This is a genomic window from Bowmanella yangjiangensis, assembly GCF_017255015.1.
GTDB lineage: Bacteria > Pseudomonadota > Gammaproteobacteria > Enterobacterales > Alteromonadaceae > Bowmanella > Bowmanella yangjiangensis.
The window spans coordinates 179,454-202,135 of sequence record NZ_JAFKCS010000004.1 but is presented as its reverse complement, the minus strand read 5'-3'; the positions used below and the strand labels follow the sequence as shown (position 1 = coordinate 202,135).

The following is a 22,682-nucleotide window of genomic DNA, read 5'->3' as shown; positions in this document are numbered from 1 at the left end:
CCAGGCTAAGGCCTATAATGAGCAGGTCGAGATGCTACTGCTACAACAATCACAATAACGTCGGCGCCTATGCGCCCAGCCGCACTCTCTTTACACGGAAAATCCTGATACGGATATATATAAATTCGGCTCATCCGCCCTGGCGGGTTAGCCAACCGGTTTGTCTCCTGAAGTGTTCGCCAGTTCAGTAACGTCCCTGGCCGATGCTATCAACTCAGGGGGTTGATTCGGCTGCTTTTGTGCAGGCTCGGCTCGTACCGAGAAGCCTACGGTAGTGATGATACTCCCGCCCTGAACTTTTCGGTTCTAGGGCTAATTCTGGGCAGCGGCATTTTGGGAGACGCCCTCTTCTTTCTCTCTTTTACTTCGTCAAGCCAAATAATCTATCTATGTCCTACTCGGAATGATATTTGTTGTCTGAGGATGCATAGCTACGAAAACCTATCAAAATTCTAATTTTAAGAATATAAAGTTGAATTTTACCTAATTTTAATTCTTAAAATTCGGACTATCATTAATCTCGTCAACCACATTTAACGAGGCATATTGATGAAAACCGAAATCCTGACCATCACACCCGATTCTACCTTTTCTTCGCTAACTAACCTGTTGGCACGAGTACTATTAATCATTTTGTTTTTCCTGGCCGGCACCAGCAAAATCAGTGGTTATGAAGCCACAGCTGGCTGGATGGATGCTATGGGCGTACCCGGCAGCCTGCTGCCGTTGGTGATTTTGGCCGAGATTGGCGGCGCACTGGCACTGCTGGTCGGTTTTCAAACCAGACTGGTAGCCTTATTGTTGGCGCTCTTTACCCTAGCCTCTGCCTTTATCTTCCATATGAATCTGGCTGATCAAACCCAGTTCCTGATGTTCTTCAAGAACCTTTCTATCAGCGGTGGCTTCCTGGCCCTGATGCTATTAGGTGGCGGTAAATTCAGTCTGGATGCCAAGCTTAACAAAGCTTAAGGTAAACCCAAGGCCGTCTGCAGACGGCCTTGGTGCTTTTGCACTTCACAAGTTCAATCAACCATCTCTGAGCAATCGCAACCACGTCCCTTGACATTCGAGGCAATCCCAGAGAAAAGAAGGGGCATATAAACTTTCGGCTCACATAACTGATGTCTGTATCCAGCCCGAATTCACTACGCCAACATTATCGCGCTTGCCGCAACGCGCTTTCACTTCAGGAGCAACGACAGGCTGCCAATTGCCTGGTCGAACAATGCATGGAGCTTGCCGCCTTCCAGCAAGCCACTCGCGTGGCTTTATATCTGGCCAATGACGGAGAGCTTAACCCCTGCGAACTGATAAACCATTGCTGGCAACAAGGTAAAGCGGTGTACCTGCCGGTATTGCACCCATTTACCCCAGGAAATCTGGTATTTGTGCACTACCATCCTAGCTCCCCTATGGTTGCTAACAAGTACGGTATTGCCGAGCCGAGGGTAAGTAGCACCAGTATCTGTCCACTGCCGTGGCTGGATATTGTGTTTACCCCGCTGGTCGCTTTTGATAAATCAGGTAACCGTATGGGAATGGGAGGCGGCTATTACGACAGAACCTTAAGGCCCGTAGAGCGTGACGAGCTTAAGGTAGACGTTATCGGCCTGGCCCACAACTGCCAGCAATGCGATAACTTGCCGGTTCAGCCCTGGGATATTCCTATGCATAAAATTATAACCCCCGGCAAAATCTTTCATTTCCAAAGCCGCTAACATTGAGGGATGATATGCACCCAGCTTATTTCCTGGTGCAACCTCACATGAACCAAAACGAACTGAAGAAAGCCGCCGCTCTGGCAGCCTTGGATTTTATTGACGATGACAGCATTGTAGGTGTCGGCACAGGCTCTACGGTAGGCTATTTTATTGAAGGACTGGCCAGTATTAAGCACAAGCTGCAAGGTGCGGTATCCAGCTCCGAAGATTCATCGAACAAGCTGCGCGCCCTGGGTATTGAAGTATTTGACCTCAACTCAGTGGATAATCTGGATCTGTATGTCGACGGTGCGGACGAGATCACCGTACACAAGCATATGATTAAAGGCGGTGGCGCTGCACTTACCCGCGAGAAAATCGTTGCTGCTGTAGCAAAAACCTTTGTTTGTATAGTAGACGGCAGTAAGCAGGTAGATGTGCTGGGCAGCTTCCCATTACCCGTCGAGGTGATCCCTATGGCCCGCTCTTATGTGGCCCGCGAGTTGGTTAAACTCGGGGGGGATCCGGTCTGGCGCCAAGGCGTGGTGACAGACAACGGTAATGTGATCCTGGATGTGCATAATCTGGAGATTTTAAATCCAGTAGAACTCGAAGCAAAAATTAATCAGATCGTTGGGGTAGTCACCAACGGCTTATTTGCCAAGCGTGGCGCTGATATTGTGCTGGTCGCCAGTGAATCAGGTGTGAAACAACTCTGAAACAACTGATATACATCCTGGCCGCCAATTGAAATAGTCCTCAAATTGGCGGCAAATTCAGCAAAAATTCCCTTTTCGAATAACTTCAGTTCTGTTATTTTAGACGTCCAGACGCCTACATTTAGGAATAACTATTCCAATTAAGCGGATGGTTATTCATTCCCCAAGCATGCAAACCAAGTTGGAAATTTCGATGAGCAAAGTGTCACTGCCAAAAGACAAAATCCGTATTCTGTTATTGGAAGGATTGCACCAAAGTGCCCTGGAAACCTTGAAAGCCAATGGCTACACCAATATCGAGTACCTCAAGACCTCTCTGCCAGAGGCCGAACTCATTGAAAAAATTCAGGATGTACACTTTATCGGCATCCGTTCCCGTACCCAACTTACCGAAAATGTGATCGATGCAGCACAAAAGCTGGTTGCCATTGGTTGCTTCTGCATTGGTACCAACCAGGTGGATTTAGACGCCGCACAGCGTCGCGGTATCCCGGTATTTAACGCCCCATTCTCCAATACCCGCTCGGTTGCTGAGCTGGTACTAGGTGAGATTTTGTTGTTATTGCGTGGTATTCCGCAGAAGAACGCCCAGTGTCATCGTGGTGGTTGGGACAAGAGTGCAGTCGGCTCATTTGAAGCGCGCGGTAAAACCCTGGGTATTATCGGTTATGGTCATATAGGTACACAGCTGAGCATTATGGCTGAGCATATCGGAATGCGCGTGCAGTTTTACGATATCGAAGACAAACTGGTGCTGGGTAATGCTCGCCAGATTAAGAGCCTTAACCAGTTGCTGAAAACCTCTGATGTCATCAGCCTGCATGTCCCAGAAACGCCGCAGACCAAGAATATGATTGGCCCGGCCGAACTGGATGCCATGAAGCAAGGTGCTATCCTGATCAACGCATCACGTGGCACTGTGGTCGACATTGATGCCCTGGCTGATAGCATTAAAGATAAGAAGCTGTCCGGTGCTGCCATCGACGTATTTCCGGTTGAGCCAAAGTCTAATGATGAAGAATTCGTTTCTCCATTACGCGGCCTGGACAACGTATTGCTGACCCCACACGTAGGCGGCTCTACTCAGGAAGCCCAGGAAAACATCGGCATAGAAGTCGCGGGCAAGATGGCCAAATACAGTGACAACGGTTCGACCTTGTCGGCGGTAAATTTCCCCGAAGTATCGCTGCCTGAGCACCGCGGTCGTTCACGCCTTCTGCATATTCACCGCAATATTCCAGGGGTACTGACCAAGATCAACCAAGCCTTTGCTGAAATGAACATCAACATTGCCGCTCAATATCTTCAGACAAATCCAGAGATTGGTTACGTGGTAATAGATGTGGATTCTGACGATGCCGAGCAAGCCTTCCAGCGTCTGATCAGCATTGAAGGCACGATTAAGACTCGTATCCTGCACTAAGTTAAGTGCCTTAGAGAACAAAATTGCTCTAACAATGCCGTTCACCAAAAGTGAACGGCATTTTTTATATCAACAACAAGTGGCTATCTGTCATCACAAAGATCCTAAGGGCACGAAGTGCAGACGTGCCTGCATTCCTTGTCACTTTTTGTGCCCTTTATAGTAAGCGGCTCCTACGCTACTGCCCATGGGCCACCAGCCAATCAATGGCCTGCTTAATTGCTTCAGGCTTTTGAAACATCACCATATGGTCAGTCTGTTCCAGGCTGATATATTGCCCGCTGGAAAATTCGGCAACCTGTTTACTCCAGGCCGTGCCTTCTTGTTGCCACAGACGCAGCATCTCAGCATTATCTGGGTTATTTTGGATGTCCTTCTCCTCGAAATCCGAGTCAATCACAGACACCGGCACCGAGCTGGGTAAGGCAAGGACGGCGTAAGCATCAAGGTCATTAGCATAGAAAGCTATCTCCCTGGCCCGGGTTTGTTGCGGCCCGACCAACATGCGCTGCTGGCTGACTACGTCCAGGAAATTCCAGTCCATCAGGGGCGCCACCGCCTCTGGAATCAAAGCCGCAATCTCCTCTCGCTCCACTACCAGTTTGTTCCAGGTCCGGGCTGTCCACTTACCCTCGGCCAATATTGGCAGCAGCGCATCCAGGTTGGCCAGATACCAATCGGCAGGATAACCTTTGTACAAACTCAATGAGTGAGGCCCGGCAATATCCGGATCAATCCACAGCATGCCGGCCAGTTGAACGTCATCACTGCGATGCTGATAGAACTGGCTGGCTGTAATACTGGCGCTGGAAAAGGCCACAAGTAGCACATGTTTCTCATTGATTTCATTCAGAATACTATTTAGATCCTCAGCAAAGCGGGTGAGATTAACCTCTTCGCTCATATCACTAAAGCCATTACCCAGTCTGTCGATGCTGTGTACCCGGTAAGTTTGCGCCAGATAGGGCTGCAACAAAGAATACCAGGCGGAATCATTAAAGTAGTTATAGTTAAAGCCCGGCAGTAACAGGATAGCTGGACCAGTATTCTGCTCCCCCATACTACGCACATGAAATTTCTGCCCTTGCACTTCAACCAGTTGAGAGTGCTCCGGGAGCTCAGGTGCATCCAGACCGGCGAAGAACGTCAGGATCTGATTGGAAGTATCAAAGTTAGAAAATCGCCAGCTGTGACCTCCACCAATGATGCTATGTAGCTGCACCTTCTGGGCACCGTTAGTGTAATGGATTAAGCCGATATTCTGCTCCGAAGACTTGAGCAAAGGGTTAGGCAGGCTACCACTCAACTCTGCAAACCTGGCCACCGCTTCCTGACTAGACAATAGGCCCCAATTGGCATGATCACTGCCGTAGTAGGACAGCACATTGTCCGCGGTACCATGTACCATCATGACTGATACAGGGGTTTGCATTGGACAGCTCTGTGCCAGTTGTTTAGACATTGGCGCTGCGACTGTGGCAATGGCTTTAACCTGGTCGCCCATATTGCACGCGACGTTTTGTGCAAACAATGCGCCTTGGGAGAAGCCCGCCGCATATATTTCCCCTTCTTGCAGCGCATAGCGTTTGCCCACATCCTCAATAACTTGCTGGATAAACCCCAGATCATCGGCGCCCTTACGGTGAGCGATATTACAGTCACAGCCTTCATTCCACTCCACTTCCAACGACTTAGGGTAGGCAACGATGTAGTCAGAACTAAGCTGCTCAAAACGCGCTGAGCTGCGCATACCATCACTACTTCCGCCTGAACCATGAAAAACCAGCAGTAGTTTGTGTTCTTTGTTCTTATCAAAATTAGCGGGTAACCCCAGCAAATAACTGCGCTCACCTAGCTGAATATTCTCTGAGCTTTCAGCTGGCTCTGCCGCACGACCACTATTGCCGGAAGAACCGCAGGCTGTTAGGTTGGTTATTATCATCGTCAGGGCTAGTAGCCCCCCCAGTGACACAGATTTCATAGCAAACTCCTTTGTTAGGTATTCAGTAACCTAACGATCCGGGCTGTTTGGCGACATCACTGGTACTGATATTTTTGTGATGAAAAGCTTACGAATAATAAAATATAGTAAAATCAGGAAGATAAATTGAGCTTACTTGATCAGGAAGAAATCCGTCTGGGCAACTTAGTCCTATCCAGGCAAAGCCGCGAACTTCGCTCAGCAGAGCATAAAATCGCACTTGAACCCAGAGTCTACGAATTATTGCTGCAAATGCTCAGCAGCCCCAATCATCTGGTCAGCCGCGACCAACTGATAGATAGCGTCTGGCAAGGGCGTGTAGTCAGTGACAGCGCCATCAACCGGGCCATATCACAACTGCGGAAATGTCTGGCTGAGCTGGATCCAGAAATGGAGTATATAGAAACGCTGCCTAAACTGGGTTACAGGTTAAAAGTTGTGCCTGAAGCGGACTATCCCACGTCTTCAACTGCCTTAGCTAAATGGCCATTTTTTTTGCTGGCCGCAGTGGCCGCAATAATGATTATCTGGTGGCAAAACGGGGTTAATACTCCTCCTGTATCAGAACGTCTAACCATTCATAATAAAACCGTGCAGCCAATCAGTGGTGACGATGGCATCGAGTTCGACCTCAGTCTGTCAAAAGATGGAAAAGTCATCTTGTTTCATAAACCGGATGCAAATGGACGCATTCAACTATGGCTGCACCGTGATGCGCAGAGTTATAGATTTAGCCAGGGCGAAGCCGATCATCTGGATGCCAAATTAAGTCCTGACGGTAAGCAGGTCGTGTATGTACAGCAGACCGACAGCTGTAAAGTGATGCTGGCTGATATAGCCCAGAACCAAATGACCACCTCACCGCTATTTGATTGTCATCCGGATAACGCCTTGCGCTTTGTCTGGATGCCGGATAGCAAAGGTTTCTACTACCGTTCCAGACAGGATAAAACTCAGCCTTTTGCTATTTATGCCTACCGTTTAGATACGCGCATAGGTCGCCAGCTAACCTTACCCGTCAGTATCAGTAACGGTCTGGGGGACTTCGCCATGACACCAACCCATGAAGGCGAACAACTGGTGGTAGCAACTTATCAAAGCCAGCAAAAAACCGTGCTGACAACCTATCGCACTCAAGATATGTCGGTTCTCGGCCAAAAAGAAATGTCGCTCGGCATTAAAGACATACAGTGGCATCAGGCAACTAACAGTCTAATCGTCAGCCATGGCCCGTATTTGTATCAGTGGTACAACAATGAAGTGTCGCCTTTGTTCTATGCCGGACAACCTATTCAGTCTTTTGCGGTATCAGGGCAACAGTTAGTGTACAGCGATAGCCTGCAACGCACCTCCATTTGGCAAATGCACCTTTCCAATGCTTCACTTGAACAGCTCATCACCAGCTCAAAGCTGGATTTACAACCCAGGCTCAGCCACGACGGCAACCACATGGCATTTATCAGCACGCGCCAGGGTAAACACCAGATCTGGTTGCAAACTGGACTGTCTGAAGCAAAAGTTCTGGCAGACTTACCTGCTGGCTTTACCCGGTTAAGCTGGCAAGCCGATAATTCAGCCCTGCTCTATTCACATCAAGGCGGCATCTATCAGGTGCAAGTAGAAGACGGGGCGACCACACAGCTTCTGTCAGAACAAGCCCAGGCCTATGTGGTCAATCCTGGCCCGAATGGCGCACTGTTGTATAGCAGCATCAAAAGCGGCGACTGGCAGCTATGGCTGTGGCATCCGGATTCAGGACATCGTCAGTTGACCAAGCAAGGTGGCTACAGCGGTTGGATTTGGCAAGGCCAGCTATTTTACAGTAAATACCATCAAGCTGGTTTATGGCAGAAGGACCTCAAAAGTGGTAACGAGACCCTGCTAATAGATGATTTTGCTGTCACTAACTGGCTGAACTGGCAACTGATGGACGGTAACATTATTTACCATCGTCCAGGCGTTGGACTGTTCGACTTTAATCCTCATACCCAAGAAGACCGACAGATCCTGACACAAAGCGCCGACTTTGTTCATCAATACAGTCTTAGTGGCGACCAACTGGTTTTTGTTAGAGCAGACACTGCACAGGGGGATATCTACCGATTAACCTTAGCCTCGCCTTAAACCTTATGCAGCTGGTGAGCATTATCCACCAGAGTAACAATTGCGCAGTTACCGCTCACTGGGAACTACAATGTCCCAAAAACACAACATAGAATTAACAACTTAGCACAATTTTGCAGCGAACGAGCCAAAGTTAGTCGCTTAATTGCAGGAAAGTTACGACAAATCTCTTACTATCCCGCCTCCGAACTCCGTATGATCGGCCCCCTTACCCTCTAGCAGTATTAAAAGAGACAACATGCAACTGAACAAAACCCTGCTGGCAGCTAGTATTGCCCTGCTATCCTTAAACGCTCACGGCGCCGCCTTTCAACTAGGTGAACATAGTGCTGCTGGGTTAGGCCGCGCATTTGCCGGTGAAGCTGCCATTGCAGAAGATGCCTCGGTGCTGGCCAGAAACCCAGCCCTGATGTCTGAATTTACCCGTAACCAGGTCAGCCTGATAGCCAGCTATGTTAAGCCCGATGTCAGCCTTAAAGGAACCGGCGCACCTTCTTATGCTGATGCATCCAAACTTGACGACAGCAGCATTGCTCCCTCGGCCATCATTCCCGCCGGTTATATGGTGATGCCCATCAACGAGCAATTCGCCTTTGGCTTTGGCGCTTTCTCTAACTTCGGTTTATCCACCGAGTTTGCTGACGACTATACCGCCGGGCAGTTGGCTGGTCAGACCGAAATCGTTACGGTAAATATGAACGCCAGTCTGTCATATAAGATAAACGAGCAATTCGCCATTGGTGGTGGCCTTAACTATGTTTATGCCGACGCCAAGATTGTGCGCCACTTTGGCACTTCTCCCCTATCCATCCCCGCCCAAACCGAAGCCGCTCGCCTGGAAGGCGACGATTATGGTTTTGGCTGGAACCTGGGGGTAAGCTATGAGCCGTCCGAAGGTCACCGCTTTGGTCTGCATTACCGTAGCGAAACCGATATCAAGTTTGCCGGTGAATACAGCAACCAACTTCCCGCCCAGTTGGGTGGCTTGCAAGGGCAAAGCCTACCGGGTCGGGTAGAAATCAGCCTGCCAGCAATAACAGAGTTTTCAGCTACCCATCAATTGGATCAAACCATCGCCCTTCACTACAGCCTGATGTGGACTCAGTGGAGCAGCTTTGACAAGCTGCAAGCCTTTGTTCCGGGGCGTGAAACGCCGGTTTTCCACAAGCAAGAAAACTTCTCCAACTCCTGGCGCTATGCCATAGGTGCAGACTACCAGTTAAATGCAGAAACTAAGTTGCGCGCCGGTATTGCCTACGACAAAACGCCAGCGGATAAAAACCATATGTCCATTTCCATTCCGGATACCAATCGCTTGTGGTTGAGCGCTGGTGCCAACTATCAGTTTAGTGATGTTTCATCCCTGGATCTGGGCCTGAGTATATTGCGCGGCGTCAACCGCCGATTTAGCGAAACCGACAATCTGGGCCAGGTATGGCAGTTTGAATCTGAAGGTAACGCCTATCTGTTTGCCGCTCAGTACAATATGGCGTTCTAATGCTTGATAAAAAAGCCACCTTTCGGTGGCTTTTTACTATATGCAGATTGGGTTATTTACTCCCTGACACTTGCACCTGCATAAAATTGCCTTGGGCACTGATACTCTTAACCCGAATCTTGGTACCGGTATGCGGATTTATCACACCCGCAGTCGGCGTTTCGGGCTAATTCTTTCAAGATAATTAGCCTCCGACAAACCCGGGGAGATTCACTAATGTCCCGAGTTCCTTAAAACAGGAACCCACTGAACTGCCATTTTCAGCATTAAAGTATGAATCAGTTCCTCAACAAAACGCCTTCACAATATGCGGGACTGCGCGATGCTGCATGGATAAACGGACATAATCACGCACCTTGTCGGCCGGATAACCGAATAGCCCAAAGCGATTACCTTTGTGATGGCTGATGATGACAACATGCTCAGGAACGCTATCGATACAGCCCAAGAAGGGGTCGAGCACCGGGATCTGGTATTTTTCTAACTGGATAATGCCCATGCGCTTGCCGTCAATAAAGGAGTAACGGTCAAACACCGGCTTGTCTAGGATGGCATAGACGGCGAATTTGGGGATCTGGACGCAGCGGCCTTGCCACTCCAATTCCACTAGCTGCAAAGTATCGAATAATGACAGGATACTCTCGGGTAACTTGTTGGCGTACATAGCTTCCCCCCAATAAATTGTATGGTTAGTTTGTCGTGTCGCGTCTCTCTTCTTGCTCTGTGGGTATCATGTTGGAATAAACAATTACACTAAGACTATAGCTGGCATTTGTGCTTTGAGCGAGAACGGCGCCAACCGACCTCGCATACTTATTAAAAGTTCAGATAATAGTCACGGCATAAGCTTTTATATTGGTCGGTATAAGTATTGTCTAAGTCATAAATACTTAGCAGCTGCATTTCTGGCTGAGGTGCATGCTCATAGCCCATTTCAACCAAAATACGAACGGGCATTTTGTCTTCCCTGGTTTTTATCCAAAGCTGGCGCTGCACATACAAACCATGTGCTTTTGCCATGTCGACCAATTCGAGCCCTGGCGTTGTAGGTAGAACAAAGGCAAATCGCCCATCGCTGGACAACAACTGACAAACGATTTCAATCAATTCCTGATGACTCAGCTCACCTGTATGCCTGGCTTGCTGGCGCTGAGGGTCAAAGGTTTGACCTGGAGGAAAATAGGGAGGATTGCTGATTATCAGCTCATATTGTTGATGCGTCCCAAGCGCTTGCAGTGGTGTACAGCGAAAATCCAATTTTTGCGGCCAGGGGCTTGCTTGGCCATTATCCCTGGCCTGAGAAATGGCTGCATCGTCGATGTCTATACCCAGAATCTGGGCATCATCGGCACTTTTCTGCGCCATCATCACAGCCAACAGACCACTGCCCGTGCCAACATCCAATATATGCTGGGCATGCAGGGGATTAACCCAGCTACCCAGCAAAATACTGTCCGTACCGACCTTCATGGCACATTGGCTGTGCCCTATGAAAAACTGCTTAAAGGCGAAACCGCCCTGCCCCTTAGCCAAAATATTGTAGCCCTATCATTTGTTCTGCTACCTCTTCGGCCGCTATCGGCCGGTACTTGGCAAGTCGTCCGTGCAACAGGTGCGAATACAAGGGTGCGAACATAGTGCCTAAACGCTCAAAAAACCGAAACTCACGTCGCTCCCCAAGCAACAATGAGGGGCGAACCTGTGCAGGCCTTTTTAACCCTTGCATAGCAAAGATGGCCTCTTCTAACTCGCCTTTAGTTCGCAAATAAAAACTGCGACTACGTGCATCAGCACCTACCGACGAGATCCAAACAAAACTCAGGGCTTGCTGCATGGCAGCGAGCTGTGCAGCCTGGTAAACCAAATCAAAATCTACCGACCGAAAAGCGGCTTTACTGCCAGCCTGTTTAATGGTTGTCCCCAGACATACATAAATATGTGAGGCCTGAAAATAACTGGCATAGTCCTGCATACGCGAAAAGTCCGTTATGACTTCCTGACAGTTATTGCCTTCCAGCCCGGCAGAACTGCGTACTAAGCAGGTAATTTGCCGATAGCGTTGGTCATTTTTAAGTTGGGCCACTAGTGTGCGACCCACCAAGCCTGTAGCGCCTAACACTAATGCTGTGCAGAGATTTGCCTCCTGCATGTGTACCTACCGGTTGATAATCAATAATATAAGTGTCGAATTGCCCGCCCCACAAGGTGCGGTACTATTAAATCAGGATAACGAGACAAATGAAAAAACTAGCTACCTTGCTGGCCCTGGCGCTTACGGGCACCAGCCTCAGTCTGTCGGCCGATTCGCTCAGTATTGAACGCATTTTCTCATCCCCTTCCCTGGATGGGGATGCGCCAATCAAACTCAGAGTTTCACCAGACGGCAGCCGGGTTACTTTCCTCAAAGGCAAAGAAACCGATTACGAACGCTATGACCTGTGGGAATACCATATTGAAAGCGGTAAAACCCGCATGTTGTTTGATTCAGACAAACTGCATAGTGGCCCAGAACAATTATCGGATGAAGAAAAAGCCAGACGTGAACGATTGCGCCTGCACGGCAGTGGCATAGTCGACTATCAGTGGTCAGATGATGGAAAAGCCTTACTGTTCCCACTGGCCGGTGATGTTTTCTATTATCGTCTTGGTGATACTCAAGCCAAGCGTCTGCTGCAAACCCCTGAGTTTGAAACTGACATCCGCTTCTCCCCCAAGGCCAACTACATCAGCTTTGTACGTGAACAGAATCTGTATGTTTTGAACATCAAAAGCGGTGAAGAATCTGCCATCACCACAGATGGCAAAGGCCCGATCAAATACGCTATGGCCGAGTTTGTTGCTCAGGAAGAAATGGGCAGAATGACGGGCTACTGGTGGTCACCGGATGAAAGCCAAATTGCCTACACCCGAATTGATGAGTCGCCCGTTGAGGAAATTACTCGCAGTGAAATCTACGCCGACTCCATCAAGATGATCACCCAGCGTTACCCCAGCACAGGCACACCCAATGTAAAAGTCGCCCTGGCGGTGAGCAGTCTCAACGATAAACAACCCCATTGGGTAGATTTAGGTAAAGACGACGACATTTATCTGGCCCGGGTAAAATGGCAGCGTGATAGTCGGCATTTAACTTATCAATGGCAAAGCCGCGACCAGCAAAGATTGGAGCTACGCCGGGTAAATACCGACAATTGGCAGCAAAAGTTGTTACTGGAAGAAACGGCTTCAACTTGGGTCAATCTTCAGGATGACCTGACCTTCCTGCGCCACAGCCCTCAGTTTATCTGGTCATCAGAGCGAGACGGCTTCAAACATCTGTATTTGTATAAAAATGACGGCAGCTTGCTGCGTCAGCTTACCCAAGGCAAGTGGGTGGTAGATGATATCGCAGCAGTCGATGAAACTAACGCTTGGGTGTATTTCACTGGTCGCAAAGATACTCCGCTGGAGAAACACTTATACAAAGTCAGTCTGAATGGCGGCGAAATTACCAAAGTCAGCCAACGCAGCGGTTTCCACGGGATTAGTTTTGACCGCAAAGCTCAAGTTTATATAGATAGATTCTCCACTATCAATACACCGCCCCAGGTAAGTCTGCACAAAGCTGACGGCAACCGACTGGCCTGGTTGGCAGAGAACGCACTGGATGCAAGCCATCCCTTAAATCCTTACCAGCAGCAATGGGTCAAGCCCAGCTTTGGCAGCTTTACCACTGAGCAGGGTGTAGAGCTTTACTACCGATTGTATACACCACAAAACGTCAAAGGTAAGCGTCCAGCCATAGTGTACTTGTATGGCGGTCCTCATGCGCAGGTGGTTACCAACAGCTGGGCTGGCAGCCGTGGCTTGATGTTCCAATATTGGGTAAACCAGGGCTACGTGGTATTCAGCTTGGATAACCGCGGTTCCAACTATCGCGGCAAGGCTTTTGAAGATGCCATTTACCGCAATATGGGCGATGTAGAAGTTCAAGATCAGATTGAAGGGGTAAAATTCCTGCGACAATTACCCTATGTAGATGCACAGCGCATTGGTGTGCACGGCCACAGCTATGGTGGCTACATGACCCTGATGAGCATGTTTAAGGCCGGTGACTACTTCCAGGCCGGGGTATCCGGGGCGCCTGTCACTGACTGGTTACTGTATGACACCCATTACACCGAACGTTATATGGCGCATCCTGCCGAGAACGCCGAGGGATATGAAAAATCATCAGTCTTCCCCTATGCCAAAGATCTCACAGGGGATTTACTGATTTACCACGGTATGGCTGATGACAACGTGCTGTTTACGCATAGCACCAGGCTATACAAGACATTGCAGGATCTGGCCATTCCTTTCGAGGTCATGGATTATCCAGGCAAGAAACACGGTATTCGCGGTAAACAGACACAAATCCATCTGAATCGCACTATTACCAATTTCTTTGACCGTCACATTGGTAAGGAAAAATAAACAATAAATTTACGCCTGGGCTTTATCCTGGGCGTCTTTTTGTTTATCTAGAAAACTGGCCAGCTCATCAATTGCCATGGGCATGGCCAGTAAATAACCTTGCACTTCCTGGCAACCACAGGCGGTCAGACACTCTAGCTGCTCTCGGGTTTCCACGCCTTCCGCTACAACATTAATGCCAAAACCTCTGGCCATGGCCGTGATCGCTTCCACTATCGCAATAGTTCGGGGCTGTTTGAGTAGATCGCGAATAAAGGCACGGTCAATCTTCACCTCATCAATAGGTAATTCTTTCAACATCATTAACGAGGTGTAGCCGGTACCAAAGTCATCAATGGCAAAGCGCAGGCCTTTTTGCTTAAGACGGGATAGTTGCAGAACACTGGCATTAAGATCCGTTAGGGCTGCGGTTTCGGTAATTTCCAATTGCAAAAACGGCAATAACTGCGGTACGCCATTAAGCTCTTGCTGCAAGGTATCCATCAACGCCGGATTATTAAATTCCAGCGCTGATATATTCACAGATACTCTGGGCAACTGGTTACCGAGCAGCCCCTTTGAATCCAGCTCAGCAGCAGTTTGACTTACCACCAATGCCGATAATGCCGATATCAGATTGTGCTGCTCAGCCAGACCGACAAACTGCTCAGGGGGCACCCATCCAAGCATAGGGTGGCACCAACGGAGAAGTACCTCACAACCTGTTATCTGCCCTGACACTGCATTAAACTGAGGTTGATAAACCAACGACAAGGTTCTCTCTTCAATGGCCTGACGCAGATCTGCAACCAATATCTGACGTTTCTCCTCGGCTTCAGATAAGGCTCGGTTAAACAATCTGATACTGTCAGGGCCCTCTTCCCTGGCACTGGCCAGCGAGGCTGACGACGCCAGTAGTAAGGCTCTGGCATTGTCGCCATCATCCGGCCCCAACGCCACGCCAATACAGCAGCTCACTTTCAGATTGTGCGCTGCTGCAGTCTGAGAAAAGCATCGATTTAGGGCCAACGCTTGTTGCTCCCAGCTGCCCTGCTGCGTCCCAATAGTGCGGGCCACCACAAACTGGTCCGTCCCTAATCGGGCTAATAAGGTATCGGCCTGATAAAAAGTCCGAAATTTATCTGCCAGTGCACGCAAAAAGCTGTCTGCGCCACGGTACCCCAACTCTTGATTGAGCGACTTAAAATTATCAATATCCAGATGTAACAGCAGTACTTTTTCATTGCGACTGGCCGCTACATGCATCAATTCCTTGAGGTAGGTAATAAACTGGTGATGGCGGTACAAATTGGTCAACGGATCGCGCTGGTCTTGCCGCTCGAAGCGTTTTAAGGCTTCACGAATCAGCCAATAAAGTAACAAAGCATTGACCGCTACGTAAAACCAGCCCTTATAGGTCTGTAACTGGGTCATCAGAGCAAGATCAGTGATGGTACTTTGCAGCGCCTTATCTGAAAACAGAATCCAGGCGGCACCAAGTACCATATAAACAGCAGCGATCAGTGCTGCTATGCGAGAAGTTCGTTTCATATCAGAGAGCAGCTATAATCAGCCAAACATCCAGTTGGCCAAACTGCGCTGAATCCCCACCGCTGTGTTCTTTTTCAGTTCCTTTTTGATGGGCTCTGCACTACCTGATATCCAAATACGCAGTTCGGCATCCATGTCAAAATGCCCGGCCGTTTCCACTTTGAATTGTGTAATGGCACGATAAGGGATGGAGTGGTACTCGACTTTTCGCCCTGTTACCCCTTGCTTGTCAATCAACAACAAACGCTTGTTAGTGAACACGTACATATCACGAATTAGCTTATATACACGGTCAATATGTTCATTGTCGGCCAAAATAGGCGCAAGTTCTTCGGCAACCTCGCTTTTATCGACCTCAGAGGCATTACCTAGCAAAGCATCAAGAAATCCCATGGGGCACTCCTTTAATTCAACAGCCCCTACTAATAACAGAGATGACGTACGAGCGCCACAATCAAACAGCTGTCAGGTGTCGTATGATGACTTTCTGCTCGTTCAGCAAATTTTGCAGCGGTGCCGGCTTACCTAACGCAAAGCCCTGTGCAAAGCTGATGCCCAATTTGGTTAGTGCGATACGGGTTTCCTGATCTGACACGAATTCGGCAACAGTGAGTTTACCCATACTGCTGGCAATTTCATGAATGGCTTTAACCGTAGCGTAGTCACTGCGGTCCCGGCACATATTACGCACAAAGGAACCGTCAATCTTCACATAGTCGACCGCCATGTTCTTCAGGTAGGTAAAAGAGCTCATGCCTGCACCAAAGTCATCCAGTGCAAAACGACAGCCCAGTTCACGCAATGCATCAATAAAGCGCCCTGCTGCAGCCAGGTTGGTTACCGCTGCCGTTTCAGTAATTTCAAAACAAATCTTCTCAGGTGGCACAGTGGAATGGCGTAAACGGCGGATAATTTTATCCAGAAATTCCTCATTACCCAGTGTCATCCCGGATAAGTTAATGGCGCATTTGTCCAGCGCTTCCAAATGCTCGGGATGCGCTTCCAACGCACTGATGGTGCGTGTAAACACCCACTCATCCAGCTTATTCATCAAGCCATATCGCTCAGCAACAGGGATAAAAATCCCCGGATTCAGATATTCACCTTTAGGGCTGAGCATACGCAGCAGGATCTCGTAATGACGGCCCTTAGCAGGTTGATTTAGCGGTTCAATATTCTGATAAAAGAGCTCGAAGCGATCTTCAAGAAGGGCCTTTTGGATCTCATTCACCCACTCGAGTTCGCTTTGCTGATAGTTCAGTTGCTGATCGCTTTCGTCAAACACATGGTACCGGTTGCGGCCAAGATTCTTGGCGCTATAGCAGGCATGGTCAGCCGCCTTAATCAGTTCTGCACTATTGAGCGTTTTGGCATTAATCTCCGCCACGCCAATACTGGCACCTATATGAAAAACTTTATCTTCCCAGACAAAGCGAAAACTGCGAATGGCATCCAACATCACCGCCAGCTTTTCCAGCACCTGGCTAACTTGCAAATCTGCGTAGACAAGACAAAATTCATCGCCCCCTACCCTGGCCAAAATATCGCCCGACTTAAGTGAGGTGCCCAGCAGATTCGCCACCTGCCTCAACAATTCATCCCCCGCCTGGTGCCCACAGGAGTCATTAACCAGCTTAAACTGATCCATGTCGATATAGCACAAGGTTGAAACCGAACCCTGAGTTCTTATTACACTCAATCGCTCCTTGAGCATACGGTCAAAGGCATAGCGGTTATACAAACCCGTGAGTTGGTCATGATTGGCCTGATAGTAGACCTGCTGCTGCAAAGCCAAATCAGCCGTGACATCACGGCCAATTCCCTCTACGGCAATAAGTTTATGCTGCTCATCAAATACCGGAGAGTCGCGGTATTCGATTTGCCGGATTTCCCCAGCCTTAGTGAAATACTCCACCACATAAGGCTCTGGGCGCTCACCCGCCAACAATTGCTGGCGTATTTGTGCAGCATTTTCCGGCTGGCGCTTGACGCAATGGCGATAATTAAGCTTAAAGTGTTCAGGGCTGTACCCCAATATGTCCTGCACACTGCTGCTGACATAGCTGATACGCCCACCCAAGTCATGAGAATAAACAAAGTGACCGTTGAGGCCATCCACCAGACGGCGAAACTTTTCTTCGCTTTCCTTAAGTGCCTGCTGACTAAGCCGCCTCGCGGTAATATCTCGCACCGTAATTGCAATGCCACTCCCGGCTTTTACCACTTGAATTTTAATCCACTGCGCACTTATCAGGTCGCTGTTGGTTTCCAAATATTGTTCGTAGGCCTGACCACTTCGGCAAACTTCAATACAGATGGGGAGTAAAGCGGGATGATTCAGCTCTGCCAGCTGCTCCGACAGCAGTTTAGATTTTAAATGTTCTGCACCAGTGGCAAACATTTTCTGCGCCACTCGGTTTGACTCCGCGAGCTTGAAATCAACCACAAGATGCTGGCGGGTTAGCGCCTGCAAAACCAAAATGGCATCTAAGGAAGACTCGCTGGCGGCTTTATAGCGTTGCTGAGATTGCGTTAGCTTAAACGCACTGCGTAACTGTCGGCGCAGAAAAATGCTGATGATAAGTGACATCAACACACCGATAGCCATGACAATTCTGCCTATTTCAAAGCCACCGCGATTGCCCTGCAGCTTAAGCAGCCATTCGCGGCCAGCAAATTCGATGGTTTGCTCAACAACAGGCTCATGACTATTTAGTGTGCCATTGGCCATAAGCTGATGTTTACCGTCAGACAAGGTCAGGCTGAAATCCGAGCCAATCAATTCTCCCACCATGGCTGATAAGGTCATTTGCAAATCGAAGCTGGCTGCCACAAAACCGTAGCTTTCGTCGTAGGGGTTGATTGCCCTTCCCACTATAGCCAGGTAGTGGCCACGGGGATTTTGGATCAGCGCATTGGCAAAGCCGAGTTGTTCGCTATTTTGCAGGGCCAAACCAAAGTCCATTAACTGTCGGTGCAACAAAGCATCGCGATCCGCGCTTTTTATATTCCACTGAATTTGCTGATTCTCATCAGCCCAAACAATGTCATCAAAGCCGGGCAAAACATGCTGCATAGTGACTGCGTGAGCATTAAACCAGTCGGTAGGATTAGGGTGATATTCAGGCCAGGTAATCATCAGGTCATTCAGTGCGCGCTGCCGGTCGGCCGAAAACACTTCAATGGTATTGGCGACCTGCTGGGCCACTATAGCGGCCTTGGCCGCCAGTCGCCGCTGTTCCTGATCTTCCAGATACAGACTAAACAGGCCAAACACAAAACACAGGATAAAAAACAAGGCAACGGGCAACCCATTTCCCCTGTCCAAAGGCTTAAACTGCATAACCCCTGTTCGCTAGCAACGCATGAAGGGCCGCAGTGTAAGCCGCTTAGATGACAGAAGTGTGAAGCTGCTGGCGGTTATTTTTCACAGTGAAGACCGGCAATTAAGGCACGGTATAGCCCCGCGCCGCCTCCAGCAGACTAAACCATTGTTGGCGGGTCAACTGAATATCCACAGCGGCCGCTTGTTGACGCACGCGCTCAATATTACCACTACCTATTATCGGCAGAGCCTGACAGGGCAATGCCAGCACAAACGCCATCAGCACCTGATCCAAACTGGCATTATGCTGTTCACCGATGCTTGCCGCACAATCTCGCAGGGCTTTGTACTGAAAATCATGGAATACCCCGCCACCACCCAGGCATGACCAAGCCATAGGTACAACCCGATGCTGTTGCAAATAATCCAGATTACCGTCGAACAAATAATCACTATGTACGGCACTGATTTCTAATTGATTGGTTACCAGCGGAAAATCCAGACGAGACTGCAGTAAGGCAAACTTGGCAGCAGAAAAATTAGATACGCCAAAATGCTTTACCTTGCCCGCCTGCTGCAAACGGCTAAAGGCTTCAGCGACGGCATCGGCATCCATTAAAGGATCAGGGCGATGAATCAGCAAGACATCCAGATAGTCTGTATGTAGCTCCCGCAAAGAACGCTCAGCCGCGGATACTATGTAGTCGGTTTCATTGTTGTAATGCACCACATTCACATCCGGCAGTCTCTCACAAGGAAACAAAATGCCGCACTTAGAGACTATTTCTATCTTGTCCCTAAGCCCTGGCGCCAATTTCAGCGCCTGACCAAACATCCCTTCTTCGCTGAAAGCACCATAAACATCGGCATGATCTGTAGTGGTGATGCCTAACTCCAGGCCCTGTTCAACAAAACGGACAACATCCTGGGCTTGCATATTCCAATCTGTCAGGCGCCAGTACCCTTGCACCATTCGGGAAAAACTCAATTGCCCTGGAATTAAATTCACTCGTTGCATCTTCAACCTCTGACTTTAGATTTTTGCCGCATGGTATCAAAACCAAAGACCTGGCGGTCACTAATTATCCTTTCTCCCAGGCCCCAGGTTAAATTCCTGGAGCAACTCTACAGTGCTGAATAAGCGTGCTACATTGCCAGCTTAGGTTTCCAAGGAGAACTCATGCAGCTACCAACCTTTGATGATGTGCTCTTAGCAGCACAGCGGATTTCTTCACATGTGCACCGCACCCCGCTCCTCAATTCCAGCCTGCTGGACAGTTGGCTGGGACATAAAGTTTATTTTAAAGTCGAAGCGTTGCAGCGTATCGGGGCATTTAAGCTCAGGGGCGCCATCAATGTCCTTGCCTGGCTGGAAGAAAATGGCGCGTTGCCTCAACATATTGTCGCCAACAGCTCAGGCAATCACGCTCAGGCCGTCGCTTACGCAGCCAGTTTGTTCAATATCCCTGCCACTATCTATACCACCAAAACCGTATCCAGAGTAAAAGCGGCAGCGACTCTGTATTATGGTGCACAGCTGGCACAGTTCGATACCCGCAATGAGGCTGATGCCGCTGTTGCTACTGCCGCTCAGCAACCAGGTACTATGTGGATCCCCCCCTTTAATCACCCCCAAATCATTGCCGGGCAAGGTACTGCTGCGCTTGAAGCACTGCAAGATCTTAAACAGGTAGACGGGGTTTTCGCGCCCGTTGGCGGTGGTGGACTCATGGCCGGCACCTTACTGGCCAGCCGCGGGCTTTGCCCAACAGCTCAGGTAATAGGCGCCGAACCACTGGTTGCAAACGATGCAGCAAACTCACTACGTGAAGGTAGGATAGTTGCCTTGCCGGGGCCTGCTGACACACTAGCAGACGGCGCTGCCACCCCAGCGGTGGGCGACCTGACCTTTCCGTTTTTACAGCAGTTGGATGATTTCTACGAAGTCGAAGAAGCGCAGATAGCCTATTGGACACAGTGGTTGCAGCACTTACTAAAAATCCATGTAGAACCCACCAGTGCCATGGTGATGGCAGCGGTCGTCAGCTGGTTGCAGGAACAAGAGAAACCCAGCACGGCTTTGGTCATTTTATCCGGCGGTAATATCGATCAGACCCGCATGCAACAAATCTGGCAGACCGACTATCTGAATCAGCCGCCCATTTTGGTCGACTGACCGAAAAGCCCCAGCGCGGTCATTGGCCGCGCCATGGCTTCATGCTAAAAAGAATAAAAAAACACCAGTTAACTGGCCCACAACAGGATGTCCCCATGACAATACGTTCACTTATTTACAGTGCCCTGCTGATTCTTAGCCCTCAGGTGCTGGCGAACCCCACCGCCATTACCAATGTAAAGGGCTATCACATAATCCCTGATGGGGGTTTACAGCAGTTTGATACCTTGGTGTTTGAGCAAGGCAAAGTTCTGGCAAACGGCAACGCTGAACTCTTGAAACGCTACCCCAATGCAACAGTGGTCGACGGACAGGGGCAGACTCTGTTACCCGGTTTGACCGATGCTCATGGCCATCTTCTGGGGCTGGGTGAAAATCTAATGCAAGTTGACCTGCGAGGCCTGCCAAGTGAGAAAGCCGCCGTTGCCAAAGTCAAAAGCTATCAAGCCAGCAACCCCAGTCTAAACTGGATTGTTGGACGCGGCTGGAATCAGGTGCTGTGGCCGGGCAAAGCCTTTCCCACTGCCAGTCAGCTGGACGAATTTATTCCCGACAAACCAGTCTGGCTTGAGCGTGTTGACGGGCACGCCGCGTGGGTTAACAGCAAGGCACTGCAACTTGCGGGTATCGGCAAAGACACACTGGATCCGCCTGGCGGACAGATCATTCGTGATGACAAAGGAAATCCCACTGGCGTGTTAATAGATAACGCCATGTGGCTGGTAGCAGAACACCTGCCAAAATCCGATGCAGCTATGATGCAGGCATCCTTAAAGGCCGCTATAGAGCACCTGCTCAGTTTGGGCATCACCAGTATGCATGACGCCGGTGTCGACCAGAAAACCTACGATTTCTATCAGCAACAAGCCAAGGATGGTCAATTGCAAGTACGCATCTACGGTATGCTTTCCGCTGCCGACCCCAAGCTCAAGGAAATGCTGGAAGCCGGGCCATTTCAGGATACAGAAGACATGCTATGGGTACGCAGCGTGAAAGCCTTTGCTGACGGCGCCTTAGGTAGCCGAGGTGCAGCCATGCTGGAGGCCTATTCTGATGACACTCACAATCATGGCTTACTACTGACCTCGGAAGAAGACCTACCAGCCCTGTTTGAGTTGGTGTTAGGTAAGGGTTTTCAACTGAATGTGCATGCCATTGGCGATCGGGGTAACCGTTTGGTACTGGATAACTTCGCCCAAGCCTACGACAAGGTAGGAGGGCAATCTTTTCGCAACCGCATTGAACATGCCCAAGTTGTCAGCCTTGAAGATATACCGCGCTTTAAGGACCTGAATATCATTGCATCAATGCAGCCGGTGCATGCGACAAGCGATATGAATATGGCAGAAGACCGCATCGGGAAAGAAAGACTAAAAGGTGCTTATGCGTGGCAAACGTTCTTGAAGCAAGGCACGGTTTTGGCCGCAGGCTCGGATTTTCCGGTGGAGCTAGCCAATGCATTTCATGGTTTGCATGCGGCGGTTACCCGCCAGGATCACGAGGGAAAACCGCCCGGTGGCTGGATCCCCGCTGAACGCCTGAGTGTTGAACAGGCATTACGCGCCTTCACTCTGGACGCCGCCTATGCAGCCCATCAGGAAAAGGTTTTAGGTAATCTGGAGTCGGGTAAGTGGGCAGACTTCATCCTGATTGACAGGAATATCTTCGAAGTCCCGAATACAGAGATATGGCAAACCCAAGTACTACAGACTTGGATTGCAGGACAGCAGCAGTTTCAGCGCGCAGAGTAA

General features: G+C 49.4%; 17 protein-coding genes and 1 other RNA gene. 10 read left to right on the top strand and 8 right to left on the bottom strand.

All coding sequences use genetic code 11. From position 1 onward, the window contains the following. Positions 1-161: 161 nt before the first annotated feature. The 5 genes from ssrS (at position 162) to serA (ending at position 3,842) form a co-directional block, all read left to right on the top strand. A non-coding RNA gene (ssrS, locus tag J0A65_RS06670) (6S RNA) lies at positions 162-344 on the top strand. A gap of 205 nt (positions 345-549) precedes the next feature. Beyond that, positions 550-969 carry a DoxX family protein gene (locus tag J0A65_RS06665; protein ID WP_206593360.1) on the top strand — a complete coding sequence of 140 codons (420 nt, stop codon included), beginning with the start codon at positions 550-552 and terminating at the stop codon, positions 967-969. 152 nt (positions 970-1,121) lie between these two features. Next, positions 1,122-1,718 carry a 5-formyltetrahydrofolate cyclo-ligase gene (locus tag J0A65_RS06660; protein ID WP_206593359.1) on the top strand — a complete coding sequence of 199 codons (597 nt, stop codon included), beginning with the start codon at positions 1,122-1,124 and terminating at the stop codon, positions 1,716-1,718. 47 nt (positions 1,719-1,765) lie between these two features. After that, positions 1,766-2,419 (top strand): ribose-5-phosphate isomerase RpiA, encoded by a 654-nt coding sequence (rpiA, locus tag J0A65_RS06655; RefSeq protein WP_206593358.1) that lies wholly within the window; start codon positions 1,766-1,768, stop codon positions 2,417-2,419. 193 nt (positions 2,420-2,612) lie between these two features. After that, on the top strand, positions 2,613-3,842 hold the full coding sequence (gene serA / locus J0A65_RS06650; protein ID WP_206593357.1) for a phosphoglycerate dehydrogenase: 1,230 nt from the start codon (positions 2,613-2,615) through the stop codon (positions 3,840-3,842). Between the two features lie 178 nt (positions 3,843-4,020). On the opposite strand, the gene J0A65_RS06645 is transcribed toward serA, so the two are convergent. Continuing rightward, positions 4,021-5,823 (bottom strand): alpha/beta fold hydrolase, encoded by a 1,803-nt coding sequence (locus J0A65_RS06645; protein WP_206593356.1) that lies wholly within the window; start codon positions 5,821-5,823, stop codon positions 4,021-4,023. A 126-nt stretch (positions 5,824-5,949) separates the two neighbouring features. On the opposite strand from J0A65_RS06645, the gene J0A65_RS06640 reads away from it, so the two are divergent. Then, positions 5,950-7,947 (top strand): winged helix-turn-helix domain-containing protein, encoded by a 1,998-nt coding sequence (locus J0A65_RS06640; protein ID WP_206593355.1) that lies wholly within the window; start codon positions 5,950-5,952, stop codon positions 7,945-7,947. 238 nt (positions 7,948-8,185) lie between these two features. Then, positions 8,186-9,445: an outer membrane protein transport protein gene (locus J0A65_RS06635; protein ID WP_206593354.1), complete on the top strand. Its 1,260-nt coding sequence runs from the start codon at positions 8,186-8,188 to the stop codon at positions 9,443-9,445. 286 nt (positions 9,446-9,731) lie between these two features. Here the strand turns inward: J0A65_RS06635 and J0A65_RS06630 are convergent, their stop codons facing one another. The 3 genes from J0A65_RS06630 to J0A65_RS06620 form a co-directional block, all read right to left on the bottom strand. Beyond that, on the bottom strand, positions 9,732-10,109 hold the full coding sequence (locus tag J0A65_RS06630; protein ID WP_206593353.1) for a hypothetical protein: 378 nt from the start codon (positions 10,107-10,109) through the stop codon (positions 9,732-9,734). A gap of 152 nt (positions 10,110-10,261) precedes the next feature. Continuing rightward, positions 10,262-10,915: a tRNA1(Val) (adenine(37)-N6)-methyltransferase gene (locus J0A65_RS06625; protein WP_206593352.1), complete on the bottom strand. Its 654-nt coding sequence runs from the start codon at positions 10,913-10,915 to the stop codon at positions 10,262-10,264. Between the two features lie 55 nt (positions 10,916-10,970). Then, positions 10,971-11,594: an NAD-dependent epimerase/dehydratase family protein gene (locus J0A65_RS06620; RefSeq protein WP_206593351.1), complete on the bottom strand. Its 624-nt coding sequence runs from the start codon at positions 11,592-11,594 to the stop codon at positions 10,971-10,973. Between the two features lie 89 nt (positions 11,595-11,683). On the opposite strand from J0A65_RS06620, the gene J0A65_RS06615 reads away from it, so the two are divergent. Next, positions 11,684-13,900: a S9 family peptidase gene (locus J0A65_RS06615; RefSeq protein WP_206593350.1), complete on the top strand. Its 2,217-nt coding sequence runs from the start codon at positions 11,684-11,686 to the stop codon at positions 13,898-13,900. A 9-nt stretch (positions 13,901-13,909) separates the two neighbouring features. On the opposite strand, the gene J0A65_RS06610 is transcribed toward J0A65_RS06615, so the two are convergent. The 4 genes from J0A65_RS06610 to J0A65_RS06595 all read right to left on the bottom strand — a co-directional run bounded on the left by J0A65_RS06610 (position 13,910) and on the right by J0A65_RS06595 (position 19,773). Beyond that, positions 13,910-15,430, bottom strand: coding sequence for a putative bifunctional diguanylate cyclase/phosphodiesterase (locus J0A65_RS06610; protein WP_206593349.1), 1,521 nt, complete (start codon positions 15,428-15,430; stop codon positions 13,910-13,912). An 18-nt stretch (positions 15,431-15,448) separates the two neighbouring features. Then, positions 15,449-15,823, bottom strand: coding sequence for a PH domain-containing protein (locus J0A65_RS06605; protein WP_206593348.1), 375 nt, complete (start codon positions 15,821-15,823; stop codon positions 15,449-15,451). A gap of 61 nt (positions 15,824-15,884) precedes the next feature. Beyond that, complete coding sequence (locus tag J0A65_RS06600; RefSeq protein ID WP_206593347.1) at positions 15,885-18,773, bottom strand: EAL domain-containing protein; 2,889 nt, start codon at positions 18,771-18,773, stop codon at positions 15,885-15,887. A gap of 103 nt (positions 18,774-18,876) precedes the next feature. Then, positions 18,877-19,773: an aldo/keto reductase gene (locus tag J0A65_RS06595; protein WP_206593346.1), complete on the bottom strand. Its 897-nt coding sequence runs from the start codon at positions 19,771-19,773 to the stop codon at positions 18,877-18,879. A gap of 162 nt (positions 19,774-19,935) precedes the next feature. Here J0A65_RS06595 and J0A65_RS06590 point away from each other — a divergent pair, with 162 nt between their 5' ends. Both J0A65_RS06590 and J0A65_RS06585 read left to right on the top strand, forming a co-directional pair. Beyond that, positions 19,936-20,931 carry a serine/threonine dehydratase gene (locus J0A65_RS06590; RefSeq protein ID WP_206593345.1) on the top strand — a complete coding sequence of 332 codons (996 nt, stop codon included), beginning with the start codon at positions 19,936-19,938 and terminating at the stop codon, positions 20,929-20,931. 95 nt (positions 20,932-21,026) lie between these two features. Beyond that, complete coding sequence (locus J0A65_RS06585) at positions 21,027-22,682, top strand: amidohydrolase (protein ID WP_206593344.1); 1,656 nt, start codon at positions 21,027-21,029, stop codon at positions 22,680-22,682.

Bases quoted from the DNA above. Each gene is read 5' to 3' on its own strand.
- J0A65_RS06665 (WP_206593360.1), top strand. From the start codon at position 550: ATGAAAACCGAAATCCTGACCATCACACCCGATTCTACCTTTTCTTCG.
- J0A65_RS06660 (WP_206593359.1), top strand. From the start codon at position 1,122: ATGTCTGTATCCAGCCCGAATTCACTACGCCAACATTATCGCGCTTGC.
- rpiA (WP_206593358.1), top strand. From the start codon at position 1,766: ATGAACCAAAACGAACTGAAGAAAGCCGCCGCTCTGGCAGCCTTGGAT.
- serA (WP_206593357.1), top strand. From the start codon at position 2,613: ATGAGCAAAGTGTCACTGCCAAAAGACAAAATCCGTATTCTGTTATTG.
- J0A65_RS06645 (WP_206593356.1), bottom strand. From the start codon at position 5,823: ATGAAATCTGTGTCACTGGGGGGGCTACTAGCCCTGACGATGATAATA.
- J0A65_RS06635 (WP_206593354.1), top strand. From the start codon at position 8,186: ATGCAACTGAACAAAACCCTGCTGGCAGCTAGTATTGCCCTGCTATCC.
- J0A65_RS06630 (WP_206593353.1), bottom strand. From the start codon at position 10,109: ATGTACGCCAACAAGTTACCCGAGAGTATCCTGTCATTATTCGATACT.
- J0A65_RS06625 (WP_206593352.1), bottom strand. From the start codon at position 10,915: ATGAAGGTCGGTACGGACAGTATTTTGCTGGGTAGCTGGGTTAATCCC.
- J0A65_RS06620 (WP_206593351.1), bottom strand. From the start codon at position 11,594: ATGCAGGAGGCAAATCTCTGCACAGCATTAGTGTTAGGCGCTACAGGC.
- J0A65_RS06615 (WP_206593350.1), top strand. From the start codon at position 11,684: ATGAAAAAACTAGCTACCTTGCTGGCCCTGGCGCTTACGGGCACCAGC.
- J0A65_RS06610 (WP_206593349.1), bottom strand. From the start codon at position 15,430: ATGAAACGAACTTCTCGCATAGCAGCACTGATCGCTGCTGTTTATATG.
- J0A65_RS06605 (WP_206593348.1), bottom strand. From the start codon at position 15,823: ATGGGATTTCTTGATGCTTTGCTAGGTAATGCCTCTGAGGTCGATAAA.
- J0A65_RS06600 (WP_206593347.1), bottom strand. From the start codon at position 18,773: ATGCAGTTTAAGCCTTTGGACAGGGGAAATGGGTTGCCCGTTGCCTTG.
- J0A65_RS06595 (WP_206593346.1), bottom strand. From the start codon at position 19,773: ATGCAACGAGTGAATTTAATTCCAGGGCAATTGAGTTTTTCCCGAATG.
- J0A65_RS06590 (WP_206593345.1), top strand. From the start codon at position 19,936: ATGCAGCTACCAACCTTTGATGATGTGCTCTTAGCAGCACAGCGGATT.
- J0A65_RS06585 (WP_206593344.1), top strand. From the start codon at position 21,027: ATGACAATACGTTCACTTATTTACAGTGCCCTGCTGATTCTTAGCCCT.